The 21,958-nt window shown below is 35.7% G+C and carries 19 protein-coding genes; 7 read left to right on the top strand and 12 right to left on the bottom strand.

What is annotated here, in order from left to right; all coding sequences use genetic code 11:
• Window positions 1-134: 134 nt before the first annotated feature.
• Window positions 135-1,325: an oxygenase MpaB family protein gene (locus ACKTTZ_RS04140; protein ID WP_407847488.1), complete on the bottom strand. Its 1,191-nt coding sequence runs from the start codon at window positions 1,323-1,325 to the stop codon at window positions 135-137.
• A gap of 231 nt (window positions 1,326-1,556) precedes the next feature.
• On the opposite strand from ACKTTZ_RS04140, the gene ACKTTZ_RS04135 reads away from it, so the two are divergent.
• A complete protein-coding gene (locus tag ACKTTZ_RS04135; protein ID WP_253317557.1) occupies window positions 1,557-2,381 on the top strand; it encodes a hypothetical protein in 825 nt (274 codons plus the stop codon).
• A 123-nt stretch (window positions 2,382-2,504) separates the two neighbouring features.
• On the opposite strand, the gene ACKTTZ_RS04130 is transcribed toward ACKTTZ_RS04135, so the two are convergent.
• The 5 genes from ACKTTZ_RS04130 to ACKTTZ_RS04110 all read right to left on the bottom strand — a co-directional run bounded on the left by ACKTTZ_RS04130 (window position 2,505) and on the right by ACKTTZ_RS04110 (window position 6,617).
• Entirely contained in the window at window positions 2,505-3,131 is a 627-nt protein-coding gene (locus ACKTTZ_RS04130) for a hypothetical protein (protein WP_034694856.1), read from the bottom strand.
• A gap of 87 nt (window positions 3,132-3,218) precedes the next feature.
• Window positions 3,219-4,223: a type I glyceraldehyde-3-phosphate dehydrogenase gene (gene gap / locus ACKTTZ_RS04125; RefSeq protein WP_034694859.1), complete on the bottom strand. Its 1,005-nt coding sequence runs from the start codon at window positions 4,221-4,223 to the stop codon at window positions 3,219-3,221.
• Between the two features lie 32 nt (window positions 4,224-4,255).
• Complete coding sequence (gene pfkA / locus ACKTTZ_RS04120; protein WP_034694860.1) at window positions 4,256-5,242, bottom strand: 6-phosphofructokinase; 987 nt, start codon at window positions 5,240-5,242, stop codon at window positions 4,256-4,258.
• Between the two features lie 83 nt (window positions 5,243-5,325).
• Window positions 5,326-6,204 carry a DUF4846 domain-containing protein gene (locus ACKTTZ_RS04115; protein ID WP_034694862.1) on the bottom strand — a complete coding sequence of 293 codons (879 nt, stop codon included), beginning with the start codon at window positions 6,202-6,204 and terminating at the stop codon, window positions 5,326-5,328.
• Between the two features lie 62 nt (window positions 6,205-6,266).
• Entirely contained in the window at window positions 6,267-6,617 is a 351-nt protein-coding gene (locus tag ACKTTZ_RS04110) for a helix-turn-helix domain-containing protein (RefSeq protein WP_034694864.1), read from the bottom strand.
• Between the two features lie 94 nt (window positions 6,618-6,711).
• Here ACKTTZ_RS04110 and ACKTTZ_RS04105 point away from each other — a divergent pair, with 94 nt between their 5' ends.
• The gene (locus ACKTTZ_RS04105; RefSeq protein ID WP_407847484.1) at window positions 6,712-7,512 is read left to right on the top strand and encodes a DNA alkylation repair protein; all 801 of its coding nucleotides are present in this window, start codon (window positions 6,712-6,714) and stop codon (window positions 7,510-7,512) included.
• 423 nt (window positions 7,513-7,935) lie between these two features.
• On the opposite strand, the gene ACKTTZ_RS04100 is transcribed toward ACKTTZ_RS04105, so the two are convergent.
• Both ACKTTZ_RS04100 and ACKTTZ_RS04095 read right to left on the bottom strand, forming a co-directional pair.
• Complete coding sequence (locus ACKTTZ_RS04100; protein ID WP_407847482.1) at window positions 7,936-8,694, bottom strand: TIGR03915 family putative DNA repair protein; 759 nt, start codon at window positions 8,692-8,694, stop codon at window positions 7,936-7,938.
• 342 nt (window positions 8,695-9,036) lie between these two features.
• Window positions 9,037-10,296 (bottom strand): putative DNA modification/repair radical SAM protein, encoded by a 1,260-nt coding sequence (locus ACKTTZ_RS04095; protein WP_407847480.1) that lies wholly within the window; start codon window positions 10,294-10,296, stop codon window positions 9,037-9,039.
• A 156-nt stretch (window positions 10,297-10,452) separates the two neighbouring features.
• Between ACKTTZ_RS04095 and ACKTTZ_RS04090 the strand changes: the two genes are divergently transcribed.
• The 4 genes from ACKTTZ_RS04090 (at window position 10,453) to ACKTTZ_RS04075 (ending at window position 14,686) form a co-directional block, all read left to right on the top strand.
• The gene (locus ACKTTZ_RS04090; protein WP_407847478.1) at window positions 10,453-11,781 is read left to right on the top strand and encodes a hydroxymethylglutaryl-CoA reductase, degradative; all 1,329 of its coding nucleotides are present in this window, start codon (window positions 10,453-10,455) and stop codon (window positions 11,779-11,781) included.
• A 166-nt stretch (window positions 11,782-11,947) separates the two neighbouring features.
• Window positions 11,948-13,018, top strand: coding sequence for a hypothetical protein (locus tag ACKTTZ_RS04085; RefSeq protein WP_407847476.1), 1,071 nt, complete (start codon window positions 11,948-11,950; stop codon window positions 13,016-13,018).
• 1 nt (window position 13,019) lies between these two features.
• Entirely contained in the window at window positions 13,020-13,406 is a 387-nt protein-coding gene (locus tag ACKTTZ_RS04080; RefSeq protein ID WP_034694871.1) for a DUF423 domain-containing protein, read from the top strand.
• A 2-nt stretch (window positions 13,407-13,408) separates the two neighbouring features.
• Complete coding sequence (locus tag ACKTTZ_RS04075) at window positions 13,409-14,686, top strand: chloride channel protein (RefSeq protein ID WP_407847474.1); 1,278 nt, start codon at window positions 13,409-13,411, stop codon at window positions 14,684-14,686.
• An 89-nt stretch (window positions 14,687-14,775) separates the two neighbouring features.
• Here the strand turns inward: ACKTTZ_RS04075 and ACKTTZ_RS04070 are convergent, their stop codons facing one another.
• From ACKTTZ_RS04070 to ACKTTZ_RS04060, 3 genes are read right to left on the bottom strand one after another with little or no spacing between them, the layout of a single operon-like run.
• Window positions 14,776-16,179 carry a TolC family protein gene (locus tag ACKTTZ_RS04070; RefSeq protein WP_407847472.1) on the bottom strand — a complete coding sequence of 468 codons (1,404 nt, stop codon included), beginning with the start codon at window positions 16,177-16,179 and terminating at the stop codon, window positions 14,776-14,778.
• Window positions 16,163-17,476 (bottom strand): HlyD family secretion protein, encoded by a 1,314-nt coding sequence (locus ACKTTZ_RS04065; protein ID WP_407847470.1) that lies wholly within the window; start codon window positions 17,474-17,476, stop codon window positions 16,163-16,165. Before ACKTTZ_RS04065 ends, ACKTTZ_RS04070 begins: the two co-directional genes overlap by 17 nt.
• Before the next feature lies 1 nt (window position 17,477).
• Window positions 17,478-19,151, bottom strand: a complete 1,674-nt coding sequence (locus ACKTTZ_RS04060) for a peptidase domain-containing ABC transporter (protein ID WP_407847468.1) — start codon at window positions 19,149-19,151, stop codon at window positions 17,478-17,480.
• Window positions 19,152-19,608: 457 nt separating this feature from the next.
• On the opposite strand from ACKTTZ_RS04060, the gene sucC reads away from it, so the two are divergent.
• On the top strand, window positions 19,609-20,799 hold the full coding sequence (gene sucC / locus ACKTTZ_RS04055) for an ADP-forming succinate--CoA ligase subunit beta (protein ID WP_034694875.1): 1,191 nt from the start codon (window positions 19,609-19,611) through the stop codon (window positions 20,797-20,799).
• Window positions 20,800-21,005: 206 nt separating this feature from the next.
• On the opposite strand, the gene ACKTTZ_RS04050 is transcribed toward sucC, so the two are convergent.
• The gene (locus ACKTTZ_RS04050) at window positions 21,006-21,893 is read right to left on the bottom strand and encodes a mechanosensitive ion channel family protein (RefSeq protein ID WP_253317566.1); all 888 of its coding nucleotides are present in this window, start codon (window positions 21,891-21,893) and stop codon (window positions 21,006-21,008) included.
• Window positions 21,894-21,958: the final 65 nt, after the last annotated feature.

Here is a 21,958-nt window from a genome sequence, read left to right as displayed (position 1 = left end):
AGCTTGATCTTCGAGAAAAATTTACTGAAGGTTTATAATTTCTCTAGCTGAGAATCTTTGATTTTCTTGCGCCTTAAAAGTTTTTGTAATGCATGAAATTTTTTTGCGTCTTTGCGATTTTTAACAGAGGTATTTTAATGGAAATTTGAATTTTTAGTGATGTTTAGATAATCTTCCAACACTTTCATCTGATCTTTGTTTCCTCTTTTTATTCTCGCTCCACGACTGACCAGTTGATCATAAATTTTATTGAAAAGTATTTTCGATTTTGGAAACAGATTTCTGAAAGGAACTTCCGGAATTTGTAATCTTTTGCACACTTCGTCATCCAAAAGAAACCAGGTACAGCAGACGTGTAGATATTTCAAGTTTTTTCTTTGAAATTCAAATTTTAGAATAGGGTTTTCCAGTGATTCATCCAGGAGAGAATGAGCCAGAAGAACAGAATCTTTATCCGAAGGTGGCTGAACCGAAGTCCATAAATAAAAATATTCCGTTGCCTGTTTTTTATCATCAGGAAGAAGCTGCTCCGGAATTCCCAAAAGATAACCTACGTATTTCCAAAGGTGGAAAATCCCTTGTTCCTCTTCAACAGAAAAACGATTTCCCAATTTCTGAAGACTATGAAGGAATACCAGACTGAACCCGATATACGTTGCCATCATATCCCATGAATTGATGGGCTCGCCCCAGTTTTCAGTGTCCCAGTCTTTATAATGTTTTTTAATGGAAAGTCTTGCATAGGAGTGGATCAAACGGGTTTTTATCGCAAACTCATATCCTTTTGCATGAATTTCCAATGCATTATAGCGGGTAGCATTTACCCAGAAATCCAATGTTTCCGAAAGTCTTTTCACAGCTCCTTTCTTCAAAGCTTCTGTAACAATAAGCGGTTTGTTGAGGTAAGCATAATCATAACCGCCAATCAGACAATAATCTCTCAGCGAAATCAAGGAATCCAGGTTACTTCTCATACAGAGTTCTGCACCGTTTTTAAGCAGATTATAATCTAGCCAGTCCGGAACTTTTTGAGTCTGACTGAACAGTTTTTTTACGCTTTCAGGAACATTATCAGTTTCCGAAACCCCATTTCTGATGTAGTGTTCAATTTCCCTTGAAGCCTCATGAAATTTTTTAGTGAAATAAACATCTTTTACCACCTCATCACCCGTTTCATCCACATGATGAAAATAGGGAGCAAACTTTTCAAATTTTTCAAAACTCACTTCAGCTCCGGAAAATTCAATAAGCTGCTTTCCGTTGCCATGTTCCCAAAAGTCTCTGAAATGGGGAGCGTCTTTAAAACGGGGTTGTATCATGTTCATTCCTTTACCTATAAAAGTACAAGTTTTATGTTGAAATATTCTGGTGAGATTTGTCAGCTATCCATAAGACGTTCCGGGGTAAGAGTTTTAAAAATACCACAAACGGGTAATTTACTTGTGTTTATATAATTTAAAACTTTGTGTAAAACAAAACTAATAACCATGGAAGCTCAGATTTTAAAATGGCTTTCAAAATTTTAACTAAAGGATTAACCTAAAAAATATATGATCATGAAAACAAAAATTTTATTATTGTCACTGTTTTGTTCAGGATTGGCTTTTAGTCAAGTTATAATTACAGAAAAAAAAATTTTAATAAATACTGATTCGGATGCAAAATCATTTGAAACAGTTATTGAATATCTTAAGGAGGAACCTGATAAAAATAAGTATGATATTTTTGCAATAAATCCTAAAGGTTATAGTATTTCAATTAAAAAAGATGCTACTATGCAACCTGTATTACAAATTGATAAGACTCAGCCAAATAGTGAAAATATACTTGATAAAGAACACAAAATTGGAGAAATTACTTTTAAACGTAATACAGAATTGACAATTACAATTACTACTACTGATAAAGATCCAACAGAAAGAGTATACAAGGTAAAAACTCAGACTGATTGGAGGTGGACTACTACATTTGGTGCCAATGCCATTTTTTATACCAATCGTAATCAATTTATTTCACAGACTGACAATGGACTACAAAAAGTAACTGAGATCCATAGTAATAAAACGATGGAACTTATGCCTACAGTTATGTTTAATTTTATGGATTATCAGGATACTATTTCTTATGGATTTACAGGCGGTTTGGGAATTAATTTTGAAGAAATTGCTGTTTTTGCAGGTTTGTCTTTAGGAATAGGACAGAATATTATTTTGACAGGAGGTGTTGGTGTTCATAAACAGACTCTGCCTAATACCAATTACTTTGTAGGGCAAACAATTGATAGTTCTGTAACCAATGATAATTTAAATGAATCGCAATATCGTATTAACCCTTTTATTGGAATTTCTTTTCGATTAGATAAAAATCCATTTAAAAAATAAAAAATAAAAACCTTCCCATCGGGAAGGTTTTCTTATTATAAAGAAGCAGTGTGTACAAGCATATCCACTAACTTTCTTCTACTGAAAGTACATAAAATATTTTGAGTTCATTTCTGTATTCTATCAATATTTATCAGGTCCATGATAGCCAAATAATTCATATATATAAAAACCTAAAATCAAAGCATAGATTACAGATAATATGGTGATGATTGATACCGCAATATTATTTCTACTTTGTTTAGTGAAAAATTTTATAAAACCGTAAGAGATTATTCCCAGACCTATAGCAAAAATATAAAAGATGCGACCGGAATATATGATTTGTAACCCCCATAATATTCCACCAATAGTTCCACCGATAATTCCTCCTAAGATACTCCCAATGATTGTGCTGGGTTTAATTTCTAAATCCCTTTTTGTTGCTTCTATTTCTGTAGAAGTAGTTTCTATGATCTGTTGTATTTCATCTGAGGTTAATACTTCTGAGGTCAAAGCGTAATTGATATCATTTTTTGTCAGTCCGTTTAAATACAATTCTGTAGCATCATTCTTTATTCTTGATTTTTCCAATTCCTTCGCTACAGTTTTATCATACCGGACGGTTAAAGATTGTATTCCACCTTTCTTTTCTATAACAATATCTAAAGCTTGTTTGGCATCATTTGTATATCTGTTTTTATTTGAATATACTTCCATTAATTCTACATCAGAATATTGAGAGTATCTTTCAATAAGTTCATTGAGCATGGTGTAAATTTTGGGAGTTAATTTAAACAAAAAAACCTTCCCATCGGGAAGGTTTTATATTACTTATTGCTTATCGCTCATTATTGATTATAAAGAAGCAGCGTGTACAAGCATATCTACTAACTTGTTAGAATAACCCATTTCGTTGTCATACCAAGAAACAAGTTTCACAAAGTTAGGAGAAAGCATGATACCAGCATCTTTATCGAAGATAGAAGTTCTCTTATCTCCTACGAAGTCCTGAGATACTACAGCCTCTTCAGTATATCCTAGGATACCTTTCAATTCACCTTCAGAAGCAGCTTTGATTACTGAACAGATTTCTTCATAAGAAGCAGCCTTTTCAATTCTCACTGTTAAATCTACTACAGAAACGTCAACAGTTGGTACTCTGAAAGACATACCTGTTAATTTTCCGTTTAGTGAAGGGATTACTTTTCCTACTGCTTTAGCAGCACCTGTAGAAGAAGGGATGATGTTGTTCAGAGCAGCTCTACCACCTCTCCAGTCTTTCATTGAAGGACCGTCAACAGTTTTCTGAGTAGCTGTTGTAGCGTGTACAGTGGTCATTAAACCTTCTACGATTCCGAAGTTATCGTGGATTACTTTAGCTAAAGGAGCTAAACAGTTTGTAGTACAAGAAGCGTTTGATAAGATTTTGATATCATCAGTAAGTTCCTTGTGGTTTACACCCATTACGAACATTGGAGTATCATCTTTAGAAGGAGCAGAAAGGATTACTTTCTTAGCACCTGCAGTAATGTGTTTTGCAGCGCTTTCTTTATCTAAGAATAAACCAGTAGATTCTACTACGTAATCTGCACCGATTTCATTCCATTTTAGGTTGCTTGGATCTTTTTCAGCAGTTACTCTGATTCTTTTCCCGTTTACTACAAGATCATTTCCTTCTACAGAAACTTCACCTGGGAAAATACCGTGTACAGAGTCATATTTTAACATGTAAGCCATGTATTCTGCATTGATTAGGTCATTGATTCCTACAACTTCAATGTTGTCTCTTTCAGTCATTGCTCTGAAAACAAGACGTCCAATTCTACCAAAACCGTTGATACCTACTTTAATTGTTGACATAATAGTTTGTTTTTATTAGATTATAAAAATAATTAGATTGCTAAAATTTCTGAAATCAGTAAAAGATCTTTATTGATTTCGTTATGTTTTTTAATGGCTTCTTCTATTGGTGTATACGTAAGATCGTTGGAACGCATTCCTGCCATTACATTGGTTTGTCCTTCCATAAGTCCCGTTACGGCACCATAGCCCAGTCTGCTTGCCAAAACTCTGTCTGCACAGCTTGGAGAACCTCCTCTCTGCATATGTCCCAAAATAGCGACACGAATATCGTAATCCGGGAATGTCTGTTTTGTCTTCTCTGCAAGCTCGTAAACGTTGGCCAGTTTTTCACCTTCTGCTACTACAACGATACTGGATGATTTTCCTGTTTTTTCAGCATTTCTGAATTTTGTAAAAAGCTCATCAATACTGTCTTTCTTTTCAGGAATTAAAATATCCAGAGCTCCTGCAGCCAACCCACTGTTTAATGCAATAAAACCAGCATCACGCCCCATTACTTCCACAAAGAAAACTCTGTTGTGGGAAGTGGCCGTGTCACGGATTTTATCAATAGCATCCATGGCAGTATTCAACGCAGTGTCATACCCGATGGTATTATCAGTTCCAAAAATATCGTTGTCAATAGTTCCCGGGATACCGATTACTCTGATTCCGAATTCTTCATTAAAGATTTTTGCACCGGTAAAAGTTCCGTCTCCTCCAATACATACCAATCCGTCTATTCCAAGTTTTACGCAGTTGTCGTACGCTTTCTGACGGCCTTCTTTTGTTCTGAACTCAGCGGATCTGGCAGATTTTAGAATGGTTCCACCCTGGTTGATTATATTTTTTACGGAACGGGCTCCCATTTTCAGGAAATCATCGTTGATAAGGCCGTTGTAGCCTTCTCTCACTCCGTAGCATTCGATATCATAGTAATTGGCGGTTCTTACTACCGCTCTTAATGCCGCATTCATACCCGGAGAGTCACCCCCTGAAGTAAGAACTGCAATCTTTTTTACAGCACTCTCTTTCATCAAGTAAAAAATTTCGAACACAAATTTACAAAAACAAGTTCAGATTATCGTAGTAAGTTTCCAATAGTTTTGAATATAAATTATTAAAAGCTTCTGAAGTTTGTAGGTTTAAAAAAATATCGTGCAGTTTTCGTTTCCTCGGTCTGGATATCAAGGTCGTACCACGGCGTAAAATAGGGATTAAATGGGTTGGAGAGTACATGCACAGACTGAGCGGGCGTGAAACCTTCACTTAATAAGAACAGTCTTTTGCCTTCAGGATTTTTGCAGACTCCGGAAATAAAAACAATATGCCCCGGGCTGCCTGGCGTGATGAGAATATCTCCTGTTTTCAGATCAGAGTTTTTTGTGACCGGCTTGGTTTCTTTGTTTAATGAAATTGTTCCGGCATAATTAAAAATCAGATCCAGATAATTCCTGAAACTCTGGTAAGAATCATCAAAAGCAGCTGTTTTTCTGAAACTGACTGAGTTTCCATTCACAAAGGCTCTCGTTCCGTTTTTATAATCGTTCCAGCTGAGAAGATCACCGCTTGTAAAATGAAATTTTATTTCGTCAAATTTTTTCGCCTTATAAAGATATTCAGCTCTCATACGGATTACAGCATCAGCACATTGCTGCAGGTCTTTATTGCCGGTATCAATATCAAAAACAGCTTCATGAAGATGCTGGGTAGAAATAGGAGTTCCGTCATATTTTACAATCTGACTGCCATAAGGTTTAAGTTTGAAGTTTTCAATAAAATATCCGAAAGAACCTGGTTTTTCTTCCATCCACTCATAGCCTTCCGGAGGTGAAAACCTTTCCCTGATTGTATTTTTATCTTTATTGATTTTTAAAGCATTTTCTGCAATTAAATGTTCGTTCTTATCTGGCTCGGCCAATAGACGGTCAGATATTTTTTCTTTTGTACAGCCTGTGAGAATGAATAATGCTGTGATTCCGGTGATAACTCTTTTCATGTGTTTTAGTGAACACAAATATCATTTTTTTTCACCTATCTGCCAATATATTATATGAAAACTTATGGGTTCAATACCTCATCTTTTTCAGGAATCAGTAATTTTCCCCAATCATTCAATTGCCAGAGGATTTTTACCAGTTTTTCACCAAGTTCTGTCAAAGTGTATTCAACCCTTGGAGGAAGTTCATTGAAAGACTGTTTCGTTAAAATACCGTCTTCCACCATTTCACTCAACTGCTGATTAAGAACTCTTCGGTCCACTTTAGCAATACCACGCAGAAATTCACTGGGACGTTTTTTCCCTTCATTAATCTGCCAAACGATAGGAATTTTCCATTTTCCACTGATGGTATTGACTGCGACTTCCAACGGACAAATTTTATTTTCTTCAGCTCTTTCTTTTGTTTCCATAAAATTGACTTTTTTATCCCTATGGGTGAAAAATATGCGGTATTGTTTTTCTCCGCCCACTTTCAGACTTTTGTAAAGGTAATCATTAAATAGTATGACAGAAAAACGAAAAGGAGCCCGCTCCATCAAAGATATTCCACCAGATATTCTGGAACAGCTGAACAGAGGTGAAATTGAAACCGCTAATCTTACAGAATGGCTGGCGGTGGATCAAAGGCTGTTATTGGAAAATCTGCTTCTGCAGAATGATCGTATAGAATATTTGAAACCTGTTTTAGATAATGTGAATCAACTGAAGAAACAAACTGTCAATTCTATTAATGAAACAATTGGGGTTGGGCTTCTTAATCTGGCTGTGAAAAATAAGGATGATGAATTTCTTTTGAAATTGTCAGTTCATCCGGCAGATCTTGTACGTTGCTGGGCGGCTTATACGATTGGAAGAAATAATGATTTAAAATTGAAAGAAAAATTAGACAGAATAAAGTCATTTGCTGCTGATACTCATTTTGGTGTGAGAGAAATCTGCTGGATGACCGTGCGCCCGGATATCTCCAAAAACCTGGAAGAAAGTTTATCTATTTTATCAAAGTGGACAACACATGATAATGAGAACGTGAGACGTTTTGCCAGCGAATCCACAAGACCGAGAGGTGTTTGGTGCGAACATATTGATATTTTAAAACAAAATCCGGGACTTGGACTGGAAATTCTGGAACCATTACGATCTGATTCCTCCAGATATGTGCAGGACAGTGTAGGCAACTGGCTGAATGATGCGAGTAAATCACAACCCGAATTTGTAGTAGAAATCTGCGATGAATGGCTTCGGGAAAGTCCGACAAAAGAAACACAGTATATTGTAAAGAAAGCTCTGCGAACCCTTAAAAAGTAAGAGTTATCCACAAAACTAAAATGTTGATGTAATTATTAACTCCGTATACCGCAGATTTTCATGTTTTTAAATGATATTTTGAAACCCTTTATTCTCATTGGGTAGGTTATTTTCTACTCAATTTTCTTAAAAAAATGACATTGAAAAAATTCCAATGTTAACGGAATGTTAACTGGAAAAAGTTATCCACAATATGAGTTTTCGATGAATGTGGATTATATCTTTCATAAAATGAGATGATTAAATAATGTACTTGAAAAAAGGACTTGAAATCACATGTTTTTTGATCAAAATAAAAAGTTATCCACAATATGGAATTATTGATTCAATGCTGGACTGATGTATCATAGAATATCAGGATCGTTCTATTATAAAAATCTGCATTATCTGCTCAATCAGCGGGAAATAATATTGAGAGCGCAGCTACCATTTTTCAGTCAGATATTTCCAGTATCTTTTCGGAACATGCTGAATATGGAGTTTCATATTTTTTCTTTCTACAATATTGGTTTTCGTGAAATAACGCTGCCAAAGTACCTGATAACTTTTTTCCTCATCATGAAATTTTTGCTGATAATTATGGAGATCAATCTTTTCATCAGGATAAAAGAATTCGCAGCTATCAAGGTCATAGAGAAGTCCATAGTTTCTTCGGAGGTCATAGATCATCCATTTCTGGTCCTGATATCGGTCTTTAAAATGTTTTCTGATTAAAGGAAGAACATTGAAATCGGGATCTATTTTGGAGAAAAAAACACCATCCTGCATTTTTTCAAAGCGGACAAAAGCAGTCATCCTATGCCTTTCTCTGTCCACGGATTTGCAGATTTTTGAAATTTTCAAAACGTCATTATCGGCAAAGTTTTCAAGAATATTATTTTCAGGATTTTTCACAGACTGCCTTACCACAGATAAGATGAGGTTTTCAAGCTCCGGTTCTTCAGATAAAAAAACTTTTAAAAGTTTGTAAACACCTTGTTTACCAATATTCTGTTCCAGTTTATTCAGAACTCTTTCAGATTTGTCAGTTTGGGTAATAACTTCATGAATCTCCGCAAAAATATTTTCCTGATGAAACCTTTCTCTGCTTTTAATCTCCACATCTTTATATCGGTATTCGAAAACTTCAAATACCGCAGTGAAAATACCGTCGAAACTGCCATCGTAGAGTAGGGTTGTCATGTGTTGAGTTTAATAATTTAAAGTTCAGTTGGGATGTCATTCTGAGCAAAATAAGATGAAGTGAAAAATCTGATTGATTGAAGAGATTCTTCCTTCGTCAGAATGACAAATGTGCTGTTAGATCGAAGTAATACATTAGTGGCCATTTGTGAAAATATTGATGTCATTTGTGTTTATTGAAACTGTTCAAAAAATATTACAACCATTAAGAAGGATTTAAGAAATAAAGTATAGTTAAGATGAATCATTCTGATTTTTAAGCTTAAAGCGAAGCTCATCTTAATACTCTTAACACCTTAATAGAATCTTAATGTTTCAAAAAAATAAACATTTAACAGATCATTAAAATAAAGTCAGCTGTTGCGAAAACTGGTTATGGAATTTGGATGAACTTCCCCCTATCAGCAGCTTTCTGAAGTTTTTATCCGTTAAATATTTCAGATAAGCATTACCAGCATTAAAATCAATAAAATATTTTGCCCGGTTGACAGCCGCACCCAGTTTCTTCAAATGATCCATTGTTAAGATCTGAAAACGTCTTGCACTGACAATCTTTTGAGCCGTTTTTACTCCAATTCCGGGAATTCTTAGAATCAACTGGTATTCTGCAGTCTGCAGGTTAATGGGAAACTGGTCAAGATTTCGCAATGCCCAACTTAATTTCGGATCTACTTCCAGATCAAGGAAAGGAACACGTGGATCTAAAATTTCTTCTGCTTTAAAACCATAAAATCTCATCAGCCAATCCGACTGATACAATCGGTTTTCCCGAAGCATAGGAACTTCCGTCGTTAAAGAAGGCAGTCTCTGATCTTCCAACACCGGAACATATCCGGAATAATACACCCTTTTCAGATTAAAGTTTTTATAAAAATGATCGGCAACTTTGATAATTTGTAAGTCGTTTTCATTGGTTGCCCCTACAATCATCTGGGTAGATTGTCCGGCCGGAGCAAACTTGGGAACTTTCTTCAGAATTTTCTTTTCATCCTTATATTGAATAATTCCTTTTTGGATATACCGCATTGGGCTGATCATATCCTGTCTGTTTTTTTCAGGTGCCAGTAATTTTAATCCGCTTTCTGTAGGAATTTCAATATTTACTGATAAACGGTCTGCATATAGAGCGGCTTCCTGCATCAGATCATCACTTGCTCCGGGAATGGATTTTAAATGAATATACCCATTAAAGTTTTCTTCCAGACGTAACTTTTTGGCAACTCTTACCAATCTTTCCATTGTAGTGTCGGCATTTTTGAATATTCCCGAGCTCAGAAATAACCCTTCAATATAGTTTCTTCGATAAAAATTGATCGTAAGATCTACCACTTCTTCTACCGTAAATGCTGCTCTTTTGATATCATTGGAACTTCTGGAAACACAGTAAGCACAATCATAAATACAATGATTGGTCAAGAGAATTTTAAGTAAAGAAACACATCTGCCGTCTTCTGTGTAGGTATGACAAATCCCACTTGCGGAACTATCTCCTAAAGCTCCTTTTTTATTTTTTCTCGAGCCTCCGCTTGATGAACAGGAAACATCATATTTCGCTGCATCAGCAAGGATTTCAAGCTTTTCTTTAAGGCGGTCAAAATTCATATTTTAAAAGAATTGATCTGTTTTGTATCAAAAGTGTATTTTAATTTTGTTCAAATTTAGTTCCAAAATTGATAAAAGTCAATCTTTTTTCATAGAAGTTATCAACAAAAAAGAGTCTCAAAATCATTATATTTACGGCTCATTAAAGTTTATATCATGAATCATAAACCAATCGAAGGTTTTTCCAAGCTACCAAAGCAGGGGAAAATCGAATGGCTCGTAAACGAATATCTTGAAGGAAACCAGGAATATCAAAATATATTAAAACAATACTGGAATGATGATGCAGATCTTCAGAAGCTTCACGAAGAATTTTCTGAAAATACCATCTCCAATTTCTATATGCCTTACGGAATTGCTCCGAACTTTCTGATCGACGGAAAACTGTTGGCACTTCCAATGGCTGTTGAGGAGAGTTCTGTAGTAGCTGCTGCTTCCAAAGCTGCCAAATTCTGGATCGACAAAGGAGGTTTTAAAACAACCATTATCAATACAGAAAAGCTGGGACATACCCACTTTATTTTTAATGTAGAACCGCATAAATTATTGCATTTCTTTAATTTCAGTTTAAAGAAAAAACTATTTGAAACAACGGAAGATATTACATCCAACATGAGAAAACGTGGTGGAGGTATTTTAAATATCAGTCTGGTGGATAAAACAGCAGAAATGCCGAATTATTACCAGTTGAAAGCAAGCTTCGATACCGTAGATTCAATGGGAGCGAACTTTATCAATTCTTGTCTTGAGCAGTTTGGAAAAACAATGAGACAGGAAGTTGCTACCAGCGAAGATTTTACTCAGGAGGAAAAGAATTCACTACAAATTGTAATGAATATTCTTTCCAATTTTACCCCTGACTGTATCGTAAGAGCTGAGGTTTCATGTAAAATGGAAGATTTAAAAGATGACAGCGGAATTTCTCCTGAAGAATTTGCTGCTAAATTCAAACAGGCTGTTACCATCGCAGAAATTGAACCTTACCGCGCAACCACTCACAATAAAGGAGTAATGAACGGAGTAGATGCTGTTGTAATCGCTACCGGAAATGATTTCCGAGCTACAGAAGCCTGCGCACATGCGTATGCTGCAAGAGACGGACAATACAGATCTTTGACTCACTGTACAACAGATAACGGAATTTTCAGATTCTGGATTGATCTTCCTATTTCTGTAGGAGTAGTAGGAGGGCTTACGAACCTTCACCCTCTGGTAAAATTCTCTCTGGCTCTTCTTGGAAAACCTTCTGCACAGGAGTTGATGAGTATTCTTGCCGTTTCTGGTCTTGCTCAGAATTTTGGAGCACTACGTTCTTTGGTAACTACAGGAATTCAGAAAGGACATATGAAAATGCACTTGTTGAATATTCTGAACCAATTAGGAGCTACCGAAGAAGAAAAACAGCACTTTGTGACGTATTTTAAAGATAAGACGGTGAGCCACCATGAGGTGATCAACGAGTTTAACAGAATGAGAGGAAACTAATGTTGCAGATCATTTTGCCCATTGTATTCCTTCTTTTCGGATTTTTTCTGAAGAAAACCAACAATGAAGGTTTCAGAAGTTCCAAGAGATTCGCCAATATGTTTATCATACTGGGTATTTCTACATTGGTGGCCAAGTTCATTTTAATGTACTTAAAATCAAAATAGTGAAAAGGAGTATTGTATTTTTCTTACTGATTTCAGGATTAAGTTTTTCACAACAGCAAAAAGTGAAAATAAGTAATCTGCAGCCGAAAACTGAAGATACCGTTTTTCCGGTTGTTTCTTATTCTGAAAATCCTCGGGTAGAAAATAAAATCAATACATTTTTGCAGGTAGATCAGCTGGAATATGTTCCCGGATCTGGCGGCAATCCTTTTAAACTGGCTTCTACAGCAACCAATTCCTATTCCAACTATCTTTATTTTTATCGTTGGAATAAAATTGAAACGCCTAAGAATATTCTGAGTATTGCTATAGATGGTGAAGCTTCAGGTGCTTATCCGGAAGGTTTTTTGATCTGGAAGAATTTTGATCTGAGAACAGGAAACTTTATCAATGCCAAAGATTTATTTGAACCCGGTTCAGTGAAGACTGTTGAGGGAATTATTCAGAAAAGAGTAAAGAAAAGGATTTCTGATTTTCTTGTTAAACTGAAATCTGAGAAAAATCCTGAAGAGGAAACTCAGGATCAGATCGCTATGTATGAAGACTGTTTTACGGAACATACTTTAGACGGTATCAGGTATTTCTTTGGGAAAGATAAACTGACTTTTGTTGCCGGAAGATGTTCTAATCATGCCATGAGAGCTTTGGATGAGCTTGGCAGTCATGAAATAGAATTTTCCTACAAAGAGCTGGAAAAATACTGGAGTCCTTACGCGAGAAATTTAATTTCCGGTTCTGAAAAAACAGAGATAACCAGTCTTACTAATAAATTGTATAAAGGAAAGATCGATGGAAAGTATTCCATTACTGTTTTGATCGGTGAAGTATATGACGATGGTTCTTTTTCTGCAAAATACTGGTATGATAAAAATAAAAAGCTGATTGAGTGGAACGGAAAGATAAAAGGTAACCATATCTCCATTATAGAAAACGATTATTATAGCGAAGAAACCAACCAGTGGATTTTCAAAGCCTTGGTGGAAGCGGATCTGCAAGGCAGGAAAATTATGGGAACCTGGCAGGATGAGAAAACAAAAAAATATTTAACCCTAGAATTAGAAGAGTTATAAAATGAAAACAATTACTTTAGTTTTTGGAGCAGTTTACGGAATGGTGTCTGTAATCTTAGGAGCATTCGGAGCACACGCTTTAAAGAAAATATTAGCTGTGGAAAGACTGGAAAGTTTTGAAACAGGAGTGAGATATCAGATGTATGCAGCTTTTTTCCTGCTGATCATCGGGTATATTTTAAAATTCGAAACATCTGCTGAGAAATGGACTTCCATTTTAATGATTGCAGGAACACTATTATTCTCAGTAAGCATCTACTTCCTGAGCATGCAGGATTATCTGGGAATGAATCTTAAATTCTTAGGCCCAATCACTCCGCTTGGAGGTCTGATGATGATCTTAAGCTGGGGAATGCTGATCTTATATTTTGCTAAAAACAGAATATAAGAATGAAGATTAACAGAAGAAGACGGTTAATACGAACATTTAATCTCTTAGATCAACCTATGAGGTTCAATCCGTTTGTGTTCAGCCGGACTTTTTTTATGTGGGCCGTTACAGGTCTGGTGGGCGGTATCATTGCCGGAGGATATTGGATTGTACTGGAACATTTCACAGAGTTTTTAGCCAAATTTCAGGGCTGGCAGGTGATTCCAACCATGGCAGTTTGCGGATTGCTGGCCGGACTGGTGATCCACTTTTTTGGTGATCCGGGAGAAATTCATCTGATTGTTAATAATATCAGATTCAATAAAGGAAAACTGGAACCGAAGAATAATCCTTCGATGATCCTTTCCTCTCTTTTCTGTGTTGCATCAGGAGGAAGTTTAGGTCCCGAAGCCCCATTGGTACAGGTTACAGGATCTACAGGAACCTGGCTTGGGAAAATTTTCAGACTGAAGGGTGAAGAGCTGAGGTCTCTGAGCATTGCGGGTATGGCTTCCGGGTTTACAGCATTATTCGGTGCTCCACTTGGAGGAAGTCTTTTTTCTCTGGAAATTTTACATCATAAACATGCGGTAGAATATTACAAAGCTATTATTCCTGCATTGGTAGCAAGTTGTTTCAGTTATCTGATGTTTGCTTTGATTATCCACTTGGGAATTGGGGCAACGTGGGATTTGAAAGCTTACCATTATACCGGAGTTTATGATTTTGCTTATGCAACTGCATTTGGAATTGTAGGAACTTTATTCGGATGGATCTTCATTTTTGTAGTCAAATTTTTCAAAAAGATTTTTGAGTACAGAAAATTTCCAATTTATATTAAGACATTAGTAGGTGGGATTATTTTAGGAATTATCGCCTATAATTTTCCTATTACAAGATACTTCGGGCACAACGAGATTAATCAGCTGATCGGAGGAAACTTCGGACTGAATTTTTTAATCCTGATTCTTATTTTTAAAATATTGGCCATCGCCATTACGGTGACTTCCGGATGGAGAGGAGGATTTATCATTCCCTTGTTTTTTGTAGGAACAACATTAGGTTTGATTATCCATAATTTGTTTCCAACGGTTGATACCACGTTAGCAATTGTAAGCTGTATGGCTGCAATCAATGCCTGTGTGACAAGGACGCCGATGAGTACAACGATCATTTTGGGAACACTTACAGGATTTACCTACTTTGTCCCGATTTTATTTGCCAGCCTTACCGGATATTTTCTGGCTCCAAAAATTCCGTTTATCGGATCTCAGTCTGAGAAATTAGCGGAAGAATAGAAATATTGACTTATAAAATAATTTCTGGTGTATTTTAGATCAGAATATCAATAAAAAAAGTTCAGGGAGTTTCCTGAACTTTTTTAGTTTTATAAAGAGAAATTTTCATTCATCCATTTAAGTTTATTAAAGCTTTTAAGAAATTTCGTTTTGATGGAAATGAATTTTTCCTGTGCCTCAATCATTTTATTTTCCCTTGAATTGATCAGGAAAAGGGAGCTCTCACCATTCGCATATTTTGTTTCTTCTGCAGTAAGAAGCTGTTGATAATTCAAAAGATTGTTTTGTGAAAGATCTATCTGGGTATGGTAATTTAAAAGTTCGTTTTTATAGGTTTCAATTTTCGTAGTAAGTTCTCTTTTTTTGAATTCGGTATCAAGTTTATTCTGTTCTATTTTAATTTTGGCCATTTGATAACTGGCTTTGGCTTCCCTTTGAAATATTGGTATTTCGAGCTTTAAACCATATTGAAAATTATTGTCAAAAAGAGGAAGGTAATCTGTCTGATAATTTTCTTTGTTGAAGAAATTATAAGTGAAATCAAACTTAGGAAGAAAGCTCTGCCATTTCAACTTCCGTTCACTTTCTAAGATATAATGTTTCTGAGTATAATACTGTACAGACCAATGATTGCCGGTTTCCTTTGTTTTGACTTCCTGCAAAAGAAATTCAAAATCTGAGTAAGCAGTATGATCTGAAAGATGATCTGCCGGATAAATAAGTTGTGAGATTTCATAAATTTCACGATTCTCCTTCCATAAAAATAACTGCAGCTGCTGGGTGTTTTTGATAAAATTTAAATAAGCTTCTTTCTGCTGAAGTTCAAAACTTTGTAGCTGTGAAGCTGCTTCCACAGTATCGATTGCTGCTCTTTCTCCATATTCAAAAGTTTTCCGGGTGAGTTGCAAACGTTTTTTACTGATCTCAACCGCTTTGTTTTGCAACTTGTAAATTTCGAAACTTTGTACCCATTCCCAATAGATGTTTTCTGCTTCAAGAAGAAGTTCATTGGTAAGTACAGTCTGTTCAGCTTCCGTCATTTTTAAAGCAAATTTCGCCTGATCCAGTGCTGCTCTTCGTTTATCATACAACAGATTTTTAGCTAAAGGAACGGTAATCCCCATGCTGTAAAGACCACCTTTTGTTTCACTGGAGTTGAGTTTTTCACCATCCAGATACTGATATCCTGCCGTAAGATCAATCCCGTACCAGGTAGGAATACCCAGTTCAATATTTTTCTGTCTGTAATATTGTACGCCGTCAATGTTTTTTTCGCCCAGTTTTCCTCCCAAAACCGGATCAAAATTTCCTCTTGCTTTAGTAATCTCAGATTGGGCAATTTTGTTTTGCAGCTGATATTTCAATGCCATCGGATGATAATTTTTTACCACTTCCAGAAATTCCTTCGCTGAAATCATGAGAGAGTCCTGTGCTTTATGATACTGGAAAAGAAGAAAGATCAATATAAAAAGAAGTTTACTTTGTTTTCTCATACTTAACCGTTTGATCATTTTTTACTTCATAATAATCCGGTGGAAAACCATTGATATTTCTCCACAGTTCGTACCAGATAGGAACATCATTGAGAATGGCAATTCCCTGTACACCTCCTCCCATTTTAATTTTAGGTGGCCATTTTTTTTCATTTTTATCCTCAATGACGAGCGCTTTAAAAAGTCCGTTTGTGCTGATATTGCTTTCTACTGCAACTACTTTTCCTGCAAATGTTCCGTAGCTGGAGTTGGGCCATCCAGAGAATACAATGGCAGGAAATCCATCAAAGATGCACATCACACGCTGTCCTTCTTTGACAAGCGGGAGATCTACAGGTTTTATATAAATTTCAACTGCATAATCTACTGCTGTAGGAACAATTGTTCCAATATTTTCACCGTCTTTTAAAACTTCACCAATTCCTGTTTTGTTAAGCTGCACAATCTGACCGTCCTGTGATGCAATAATGAAATATAAACCCTGTCTTGCTTTGTAATTGGCTACCTGATTTTCCAGCTTGGCAATTTCACCATCGCTGCCTTCAATCTGCCCCATGTTTTGAAAACGGTCTCCTTCTATTTTACTGAGTTTCTCTGTGTAATCCTGAATCACAGAATTCTGTTCAATACCTGTATTGATAATTTCCTGACGGGTTTGAGCCACTTTATTTTCTGACGCTGTTTTTTTGGCAACAGCATTTTGATAAGAAATACTTCTCTGCTGAAACTGGGTAAGAGAAACCAAACCTTCCTCATACATTTTTTTCTGTCGCGCAAACTGGTCTTCAGAAAGCTTAAGCTCATTAGTGGCAGCAGTGAGTTCTGCTTCTTCACCGGTAAGCTTATTATTAAGTTGGCCTATTTTTATTTTGAGCTGATTAAGCTTTAAATCTCTCGCTGAATGTAAGGCTTCAAGCTGGGTTTTCACTGTTCCTACTTTTGCTTCATAGAAATTTCTTACTCCTTTTTTAGCATTTACCTGTTCCTGTGTTCTCTGTACCAAAAGCGGATCTAAATAATCATCTTTTATTTCGGAAAGCTGAAGTAAAGTATCTCCTTTTTTTACATAATCTCCGTTTTTAACGTACCATTTGATGATTTTTCCCGGAATAGGAGAGTGGAGCTGCTGCGGGCGCTGTTCCTGGTAAAGAGACGTTACATTTCCTTTCACCTTAATATTCTGTGTCCAGGGAAGAAATAAGGTAATGATACCGCCTATGAAGATAAACAGGAACCATCTTTTTACCCGTGATTTTTTGTGAATATGATAGATATTGTCAAACGACTGTAGTTTCATTTTACTGATTGTTTTGAAGTGTTTTTAATGTTCCTCCTTCCAGATGAAAATGCTGATCGGCATATTGTAGCAGTTCTGTATCCTGAGAAACAATAATAATGGTTGTGTTTTCCTTGATTTTCTGAAGATATTTTATCATTTTGTCCTGATATTCTTCACGGATTCCTGCAAAAGGATTTTCCAGAATGATAAGTTTTTTGTCACCGAGAAGAGCACGAAGCATCAGTATTTTTTTCTTTGAACTGAATGTGATTTCAGGATCAGTTTCACTTACCTCTGTAAAGAAACCGCTGCTGAACATACTTGAAATATTTTCTATACCCATATTTTCAGAAAGCTCAAGGATATCTTCTGTGTGGCTCTGGCTGCTTCCCAATAGGATATTTTCTTTAACTGTTCCCTGAATGATCTTCATATTTTCAAGGTAAAGTCCAACATTATTTCTCCAGTGTTTTTTTTCTATATTTTTTAATGGAATTTTATCAATCAGAATTGTTCCTGAGCTGGGCTCGAAGAATCCTGTGATCATATTAAGCAGAAGCGTTTTCCCTGCTCCCAGTTTTCCTGTTAGAATGTTCAGGCTGTTTTCTTTGATTTTGAAATTAAGGTCAGAAAGGATGGGCGCATTGTCATTAAATGAAAAGGTTACATTTTTAAATTCAATTTCTGTCCCTTTTTCTTTCTGAGATAACGTGATTTCTCCGTTGGGCTCCTCTTTAAGTTCTGTGATTTTAGAGAGTTTGGCAAAAGATGCAATCAGATCATAATAACTTTCAAGGCTTACAATAAGTTTTTCTACTGCAGACATGATGCTTAGAACCACGATTTCTGTAGCAATGAAAGCTCCGATATTCAGTTTTTGATTGATCAGAAGATAAGTTCCAATGGCTAGCATAGCTAAAGTAATGATGACTTTAAAAGCAATAATTGTTTTATACTGAAACACCAATACTTTAAAATGAGATGTTCTGTGTTTTAGATATTCTATCACTCTTTCATCGGTTCCTTTTAAATGAGAATCATCTTCAGAATGCATTTTAAACGTTTTTACAGAACCAGCAATATCTTCTATCCATGCCGCTGTATCGTATTTTTTGTTGCTCTCTTCAATGCTGGATTTGATTCCGCTTTCCATCGTGTATCTGAAAATAATTACCACAGAGAGAATGACCAGAGCTCCGAACGCTAAAAACCAAAGATGATAAAAAGAGAGCAAAAGAATTCCAAAAACAATCTGTATTAAAGCAGTAGGAATTTCCAGTAATATTTTTGAAATTCCTTTCTGAAGATTCTGAATATCAAAAAATCGGTTGACAAGCTCCGGAAGGTAGTATTTTCTTGTGTAGGAAAGATCTGCTTTGGGAATTTTGTCTGCTATGGCAATGGAAAATTCTACAAATATTTTCTGCTGTATCTTTTCAATAATCTGGATTACTTTTAATCTGAAATATCCGGCAAGCCAGGTTCCAATTACAACAAAAAATATGAGGATATAAATGGAAGTTGTCATGGTGGCTCCCATCACAAAGCTTACAATAGACTGTATTCCTAAAGGTACACTCAGCAGTACTAAACCATTCAGAATGGCATAGAAATAAATATTGGTAACATCTTTTTTTTCTTTTGTAATGTAGCGTATGAGCCTTTTTCCCTGTTCATTAGCTGGTATTTCCATTTTCTTCTTTAGTAAAAGGTTAACTGTTTTTTGAGTTGTGAATTTTCATTTGAATATCGCCTGTTGCCTCAGTAAATATCACTGGGTTTTCCAGGAAATTGATAATGATATGGTGAAAAAATTTTCTGAAATAAAGCTTTTTTACCAAGGTTGAATTTCATCTGAAAATTCATGAAATAGGTATCTTTTATTTCCGGGCTTCAAAGATAATAGATGGGATTTGTTAATATTCTTATCTACATTAGAATGACATTAAAATGTCATTAGAATATGATCGTGAGATTTAGTTTTTTTATGATCATTATCATATTATTCATAGATTCACCGCCTTGAATCTGATAAGATCGCAGATAAACTTACAGAATGAGTTAAAAGTTCTATAATTTTCTTTTTAACCTTATTCATTTTTAGTAAATTTGTCAACCTTTAAATATTAAAATAAAATAATAAAAATAATATGAATCTTCACGAGTATCAATCAAAAGAGATTTTATCAAAGTATGGAGTAGCTATCCAACGTGGTTTCGTTGCAAACAACGTAGATGAAGCTGTAGCAGCTGCTGAAAAATTGACTGCTGAAACCGGAGCACAGGCTTGGGTTGTAAAAGCACAGATTCACGCAGGTGGTCGTGGTAAAGGTGGGGGTGTTAAGTTTTCTCCAAACATGGATAAACTTAAAGAGAACGCTCAGAATATCATCGGAATGCAGTTGGTAACTCCACAAACTTCTGCTGAAGGTAAAAAAGTACACTCTGTTTTGGTTGCAGAAGATGTTTATTATCCTGGAGAATCTGAAACTAAAGAATTTTATGTTTCTATTCTTTTAGATAGAGCTGAAGGTAAAAATACTATTGTGTATTCTACTGAAGGTGGTATGGATATTGAGCACGTTGCTGAAGTAACTCCTCATTTGATCCACAACGAATTAATTGATCCAGCTATTGGTCTTCAAGGATTCCAGGCTAGAAAAATTGCTTTCAACTTAGGTCTTGAAGGAAATGCATTCAAAGAATTTGTGAAATTTATTTCATCTCTTTACAATGCTTACACAGGAATTGATGCTTCTCTTTTCGAAATCAACCCTGTATTAAAAACTTCTGATAACAAGATTATCGCTGTAGATGCTAAAGTAACTTTAGATGACAACTCATTGTTCCGTCACAAAGACTTAGCTGAGCTTAGAGATACAAGAGAAGAAGATCCAATGGATGTTGAAGCGGGTGAAGCTGGTCTTAACTTCGTGAAATTAGATGGTAACGTTGCTTGTATGGTAAACGGAGCTGGTCTTGCAATGGCAACTATGGATATCATCAAATTATCTGGTGGTAACCCTGCTAACTTCCTTGACGTAGGAGGTACAGCTGATGCTCAGAGAGTACAGACTGCTTTCGGAATCATCTTAAGAGATCCAAACGTAAAAGCTATTTTGATCAACATCTTCGGAGGTATCGTAAGATGTGACAGAGTTGCTCAGGGTGTTGTAGATGCTTACAAAGCTATGGGTAGCCTTCCGGTTCCATTGATCGTAAGATTACAGGGAACTAACGCTGTAGAAGCTAAAAAATTAATTGACGAGTCTGGTCTTCCGGTACACTCTGCAATTACTTTAGAAGAAGCTGCAAACAAAGTAAAAGAAGTTTTAGCATAATCTAAAATTTTCAGATAAATAAGAAAACCGTTTCATTTTTTGGAACGGTTTTTTTTGTTGGCACGTGAAGGGACAGTTTTGTAATAACTTCAGCGGAAATGTACTATTGTAAACCTAACAGGTTTCTAAAACCTGCTAGGTTTTTCTTTGTAATCACCTTAAAAAATACTTCAGTTTTAATGTGCTTTTTAATTATAAAGGTTTTGTTACTTATCCTGATGGGTTTCAGGTAAAATATTCTCTCCACTTGTAATGCTGATACTCGTTGGGGTTACCAACTGAACTTTATCTGTATCAAAGCGTTCTTTAATACCTAAATAAGCTTTACTTCTTACCTGAGCAAGATTGGCACCTATTTTTATCCAGAACTTCACCTGAAGATTGAATGCGCCCTGTTTAAGATCTGTAAAGATTACTTCTATAGTGTCCAGTTTATCTACATTATCAAGATTTTTAATTACATCCAGAATCCCTTTCTGTGCTTTGGTAATATCTTCATCAGCCGGAATTTCAAAATTTAAAATAATCCTGCGCTGTGGCGAAGCGGTAATATTGTAAAATGGAGCATTAAATACTACTTGATTAGGAATATATGCTTTCTTCCCGTCATCCGTAAGAATTTTTGTGGTTAAGAAACCAATTTCCTGTACTGTTCCGGAGTGGGCACCGATGGTAATATAATCACCTACCTTAAATGCTTTATCGATTCCGATCAGCATTCCTGAAAAAATACTTGAAACAAGGTCTTTCAGGGCAACCCCTGCAATAACCCCTGCAACTCCTAAACTTCCGATAAATTTCCAAAGAAAGTTACTGAATCCCATTATTTCAAGAGAAATAAATGTACCCATCAGCATGATCAGAAATCTGAATATGCTAATTAAAGTTACTAATGAACTCTCTTTTTGACTTTTCGGGAAAAATTTGTGAAATAATTTTACAGCTCCTTTGCTTAAATATTTACTGCTGATAAGAAAGAATGTAAATACTAAAATTCCGACAATCAGCTTTGGGGTAAGCGCGGCAAAGGTTACATACCAACTTTCCAATACCTTATAAACAACATCTAGATACCTTAATCCGGTTTTCTCCATGGATAAAATTTTAGTTAAATATATAAATTTTCATCAAAAAATTTGCCAGTTCCAAAAAGTCTACT

Source organism: Chryseobacterium sp. KCF3-3 (assembly GCF_045865955.1).
Classification (GTDB): Bacteria; Bacteroidota; Bacteroidia; order Flavobacteriales; family Weeksellaceae; genus Chryseobacterium.
This window is presented reverse-complemented; position numbering and strand designations above follow the sequence as displayed.

Coding starts and splice junctions, on each gene's coding strand:
- ACKTTZ_RS04050 (WP_253317566.1), bottom strand. CDS start 21,893: ATGGAGAAAACCGGATTAAGGTATCTAGATGTTGTTTATAAGGTATTG.
- ACKTTZ_RS04140 (WP_407847488.1), bottom strand. CDS start 1,325: ATGAACATGATACAACCCCGTTTTAAAGACGCTCCCCATTTCAGAGAC.
- ACKTTZ_RS04075 (WP_407847474.1), top strand. CDS start 13,409: ATGAAGATTAACAGAAGAAGACGGTTAATACGAACATTTAATCTCTTA.
- gap (WP_034694859.1), bottom strand. CDS start 4,223: ATGTCAACAATTAAAGTAGGTATCAACGGTTTTGGTAGAATTGGACGT.
- ACKTTZ_RS04115 (WP_034694862.1), bottom strand. CDS start 6,204: ATGAAAAGAGTTATCACCGGAATCACAGCATTATTCATTCTCACAGGC.
- ACKTTZ_RS04065 (WP_407847470.1), bottom strand. CDS start 17,476: ATGAAACTACAGTCGTTTGACAATATCTATCATATTCACAAAAAATCA.
- ACKTTZ_RS04100 (WP_407847482.1), bottom strand. CDS start 8,694: ATGACAACCCTACTCTACGATGGCAGTTTCGACGGTATTTTCACTGCG.
- ACKTTZ_RS04135 (WP_253317557.1), top strand. CDS start 1,557: ATGAAAACAAAAATTTTATTATTGTCACTGTTTTGTTCAGGATTGGCT.
- ACKTTZ_RS04060 (WP_407847468.1), bottom strand. CDS start 19,151: ATGGAAATACCAGCTAATGAACAGGGAAAAAGGCTCATACGCTACATT.
- ACKTTZ_RS04090 (WP_407847478.1), top strand. CDS start 10,453: ATGAATCATAAACCAATCGAAGGTTTTTCCAAGCTACCAAAGCAGGGG.
- ACKTTZ_RS04070 (WP_407847472.1), bottom strand. CDS start 16,179: ATGAGAAAACAAAGTAAACTTCTTTTTATATTGATCTTTCTTCTTTTC.
- ACKTTZ_RS04080 (WP_034694871.1), top strand. CDS start 13,020: ATGAAAACAATTACTTTAGTTTTTGGAGCAGTTTACGGAATGGTGTCT.
- ACKTTZ_RS04105 (WP_407847484.1), top strand. CDS start 6,712: ATGACAGAAAAACGAAAAGGAGCCCGCTCCATCAAAGATATTCCACCA.
- ACKTTZ_RS04130 (WP_034694856.1), bottom strand. CDS start 3,131: ATGCTCAATGAACTTATTGAAAGATACTCTCAATATTCTGATGTAGAA.
- sucC (WP_034694875.1), top strand. CDS start 19,609: ATGAATCTTCACGAGTATCAATCAAAAGAGATTTTATCAAAGTATGGA.
- ACKTTZ_RS04095 (WP_407847480.1), bottom strand. CDS start 10,296: ATGAATTTTGACCGCCTTAAAGAAAAGCTTGAAATCCTTGCTGATGCA.
- ACKTTZ_RS04110 (WP_034694864.1), bottom strand. CDS start 6,617: ATGGAAACAAAAGAAAGAGCTGAAGAAAATAAAATTTGTCCGTTGGAA.
- pfkA (WP_034694860.1), bottom strand. CDS start 5,242: ATGAAAGAGAGTGCTGTAAAAAAGATTGCAGTTCTTACTTCAGGGGGT.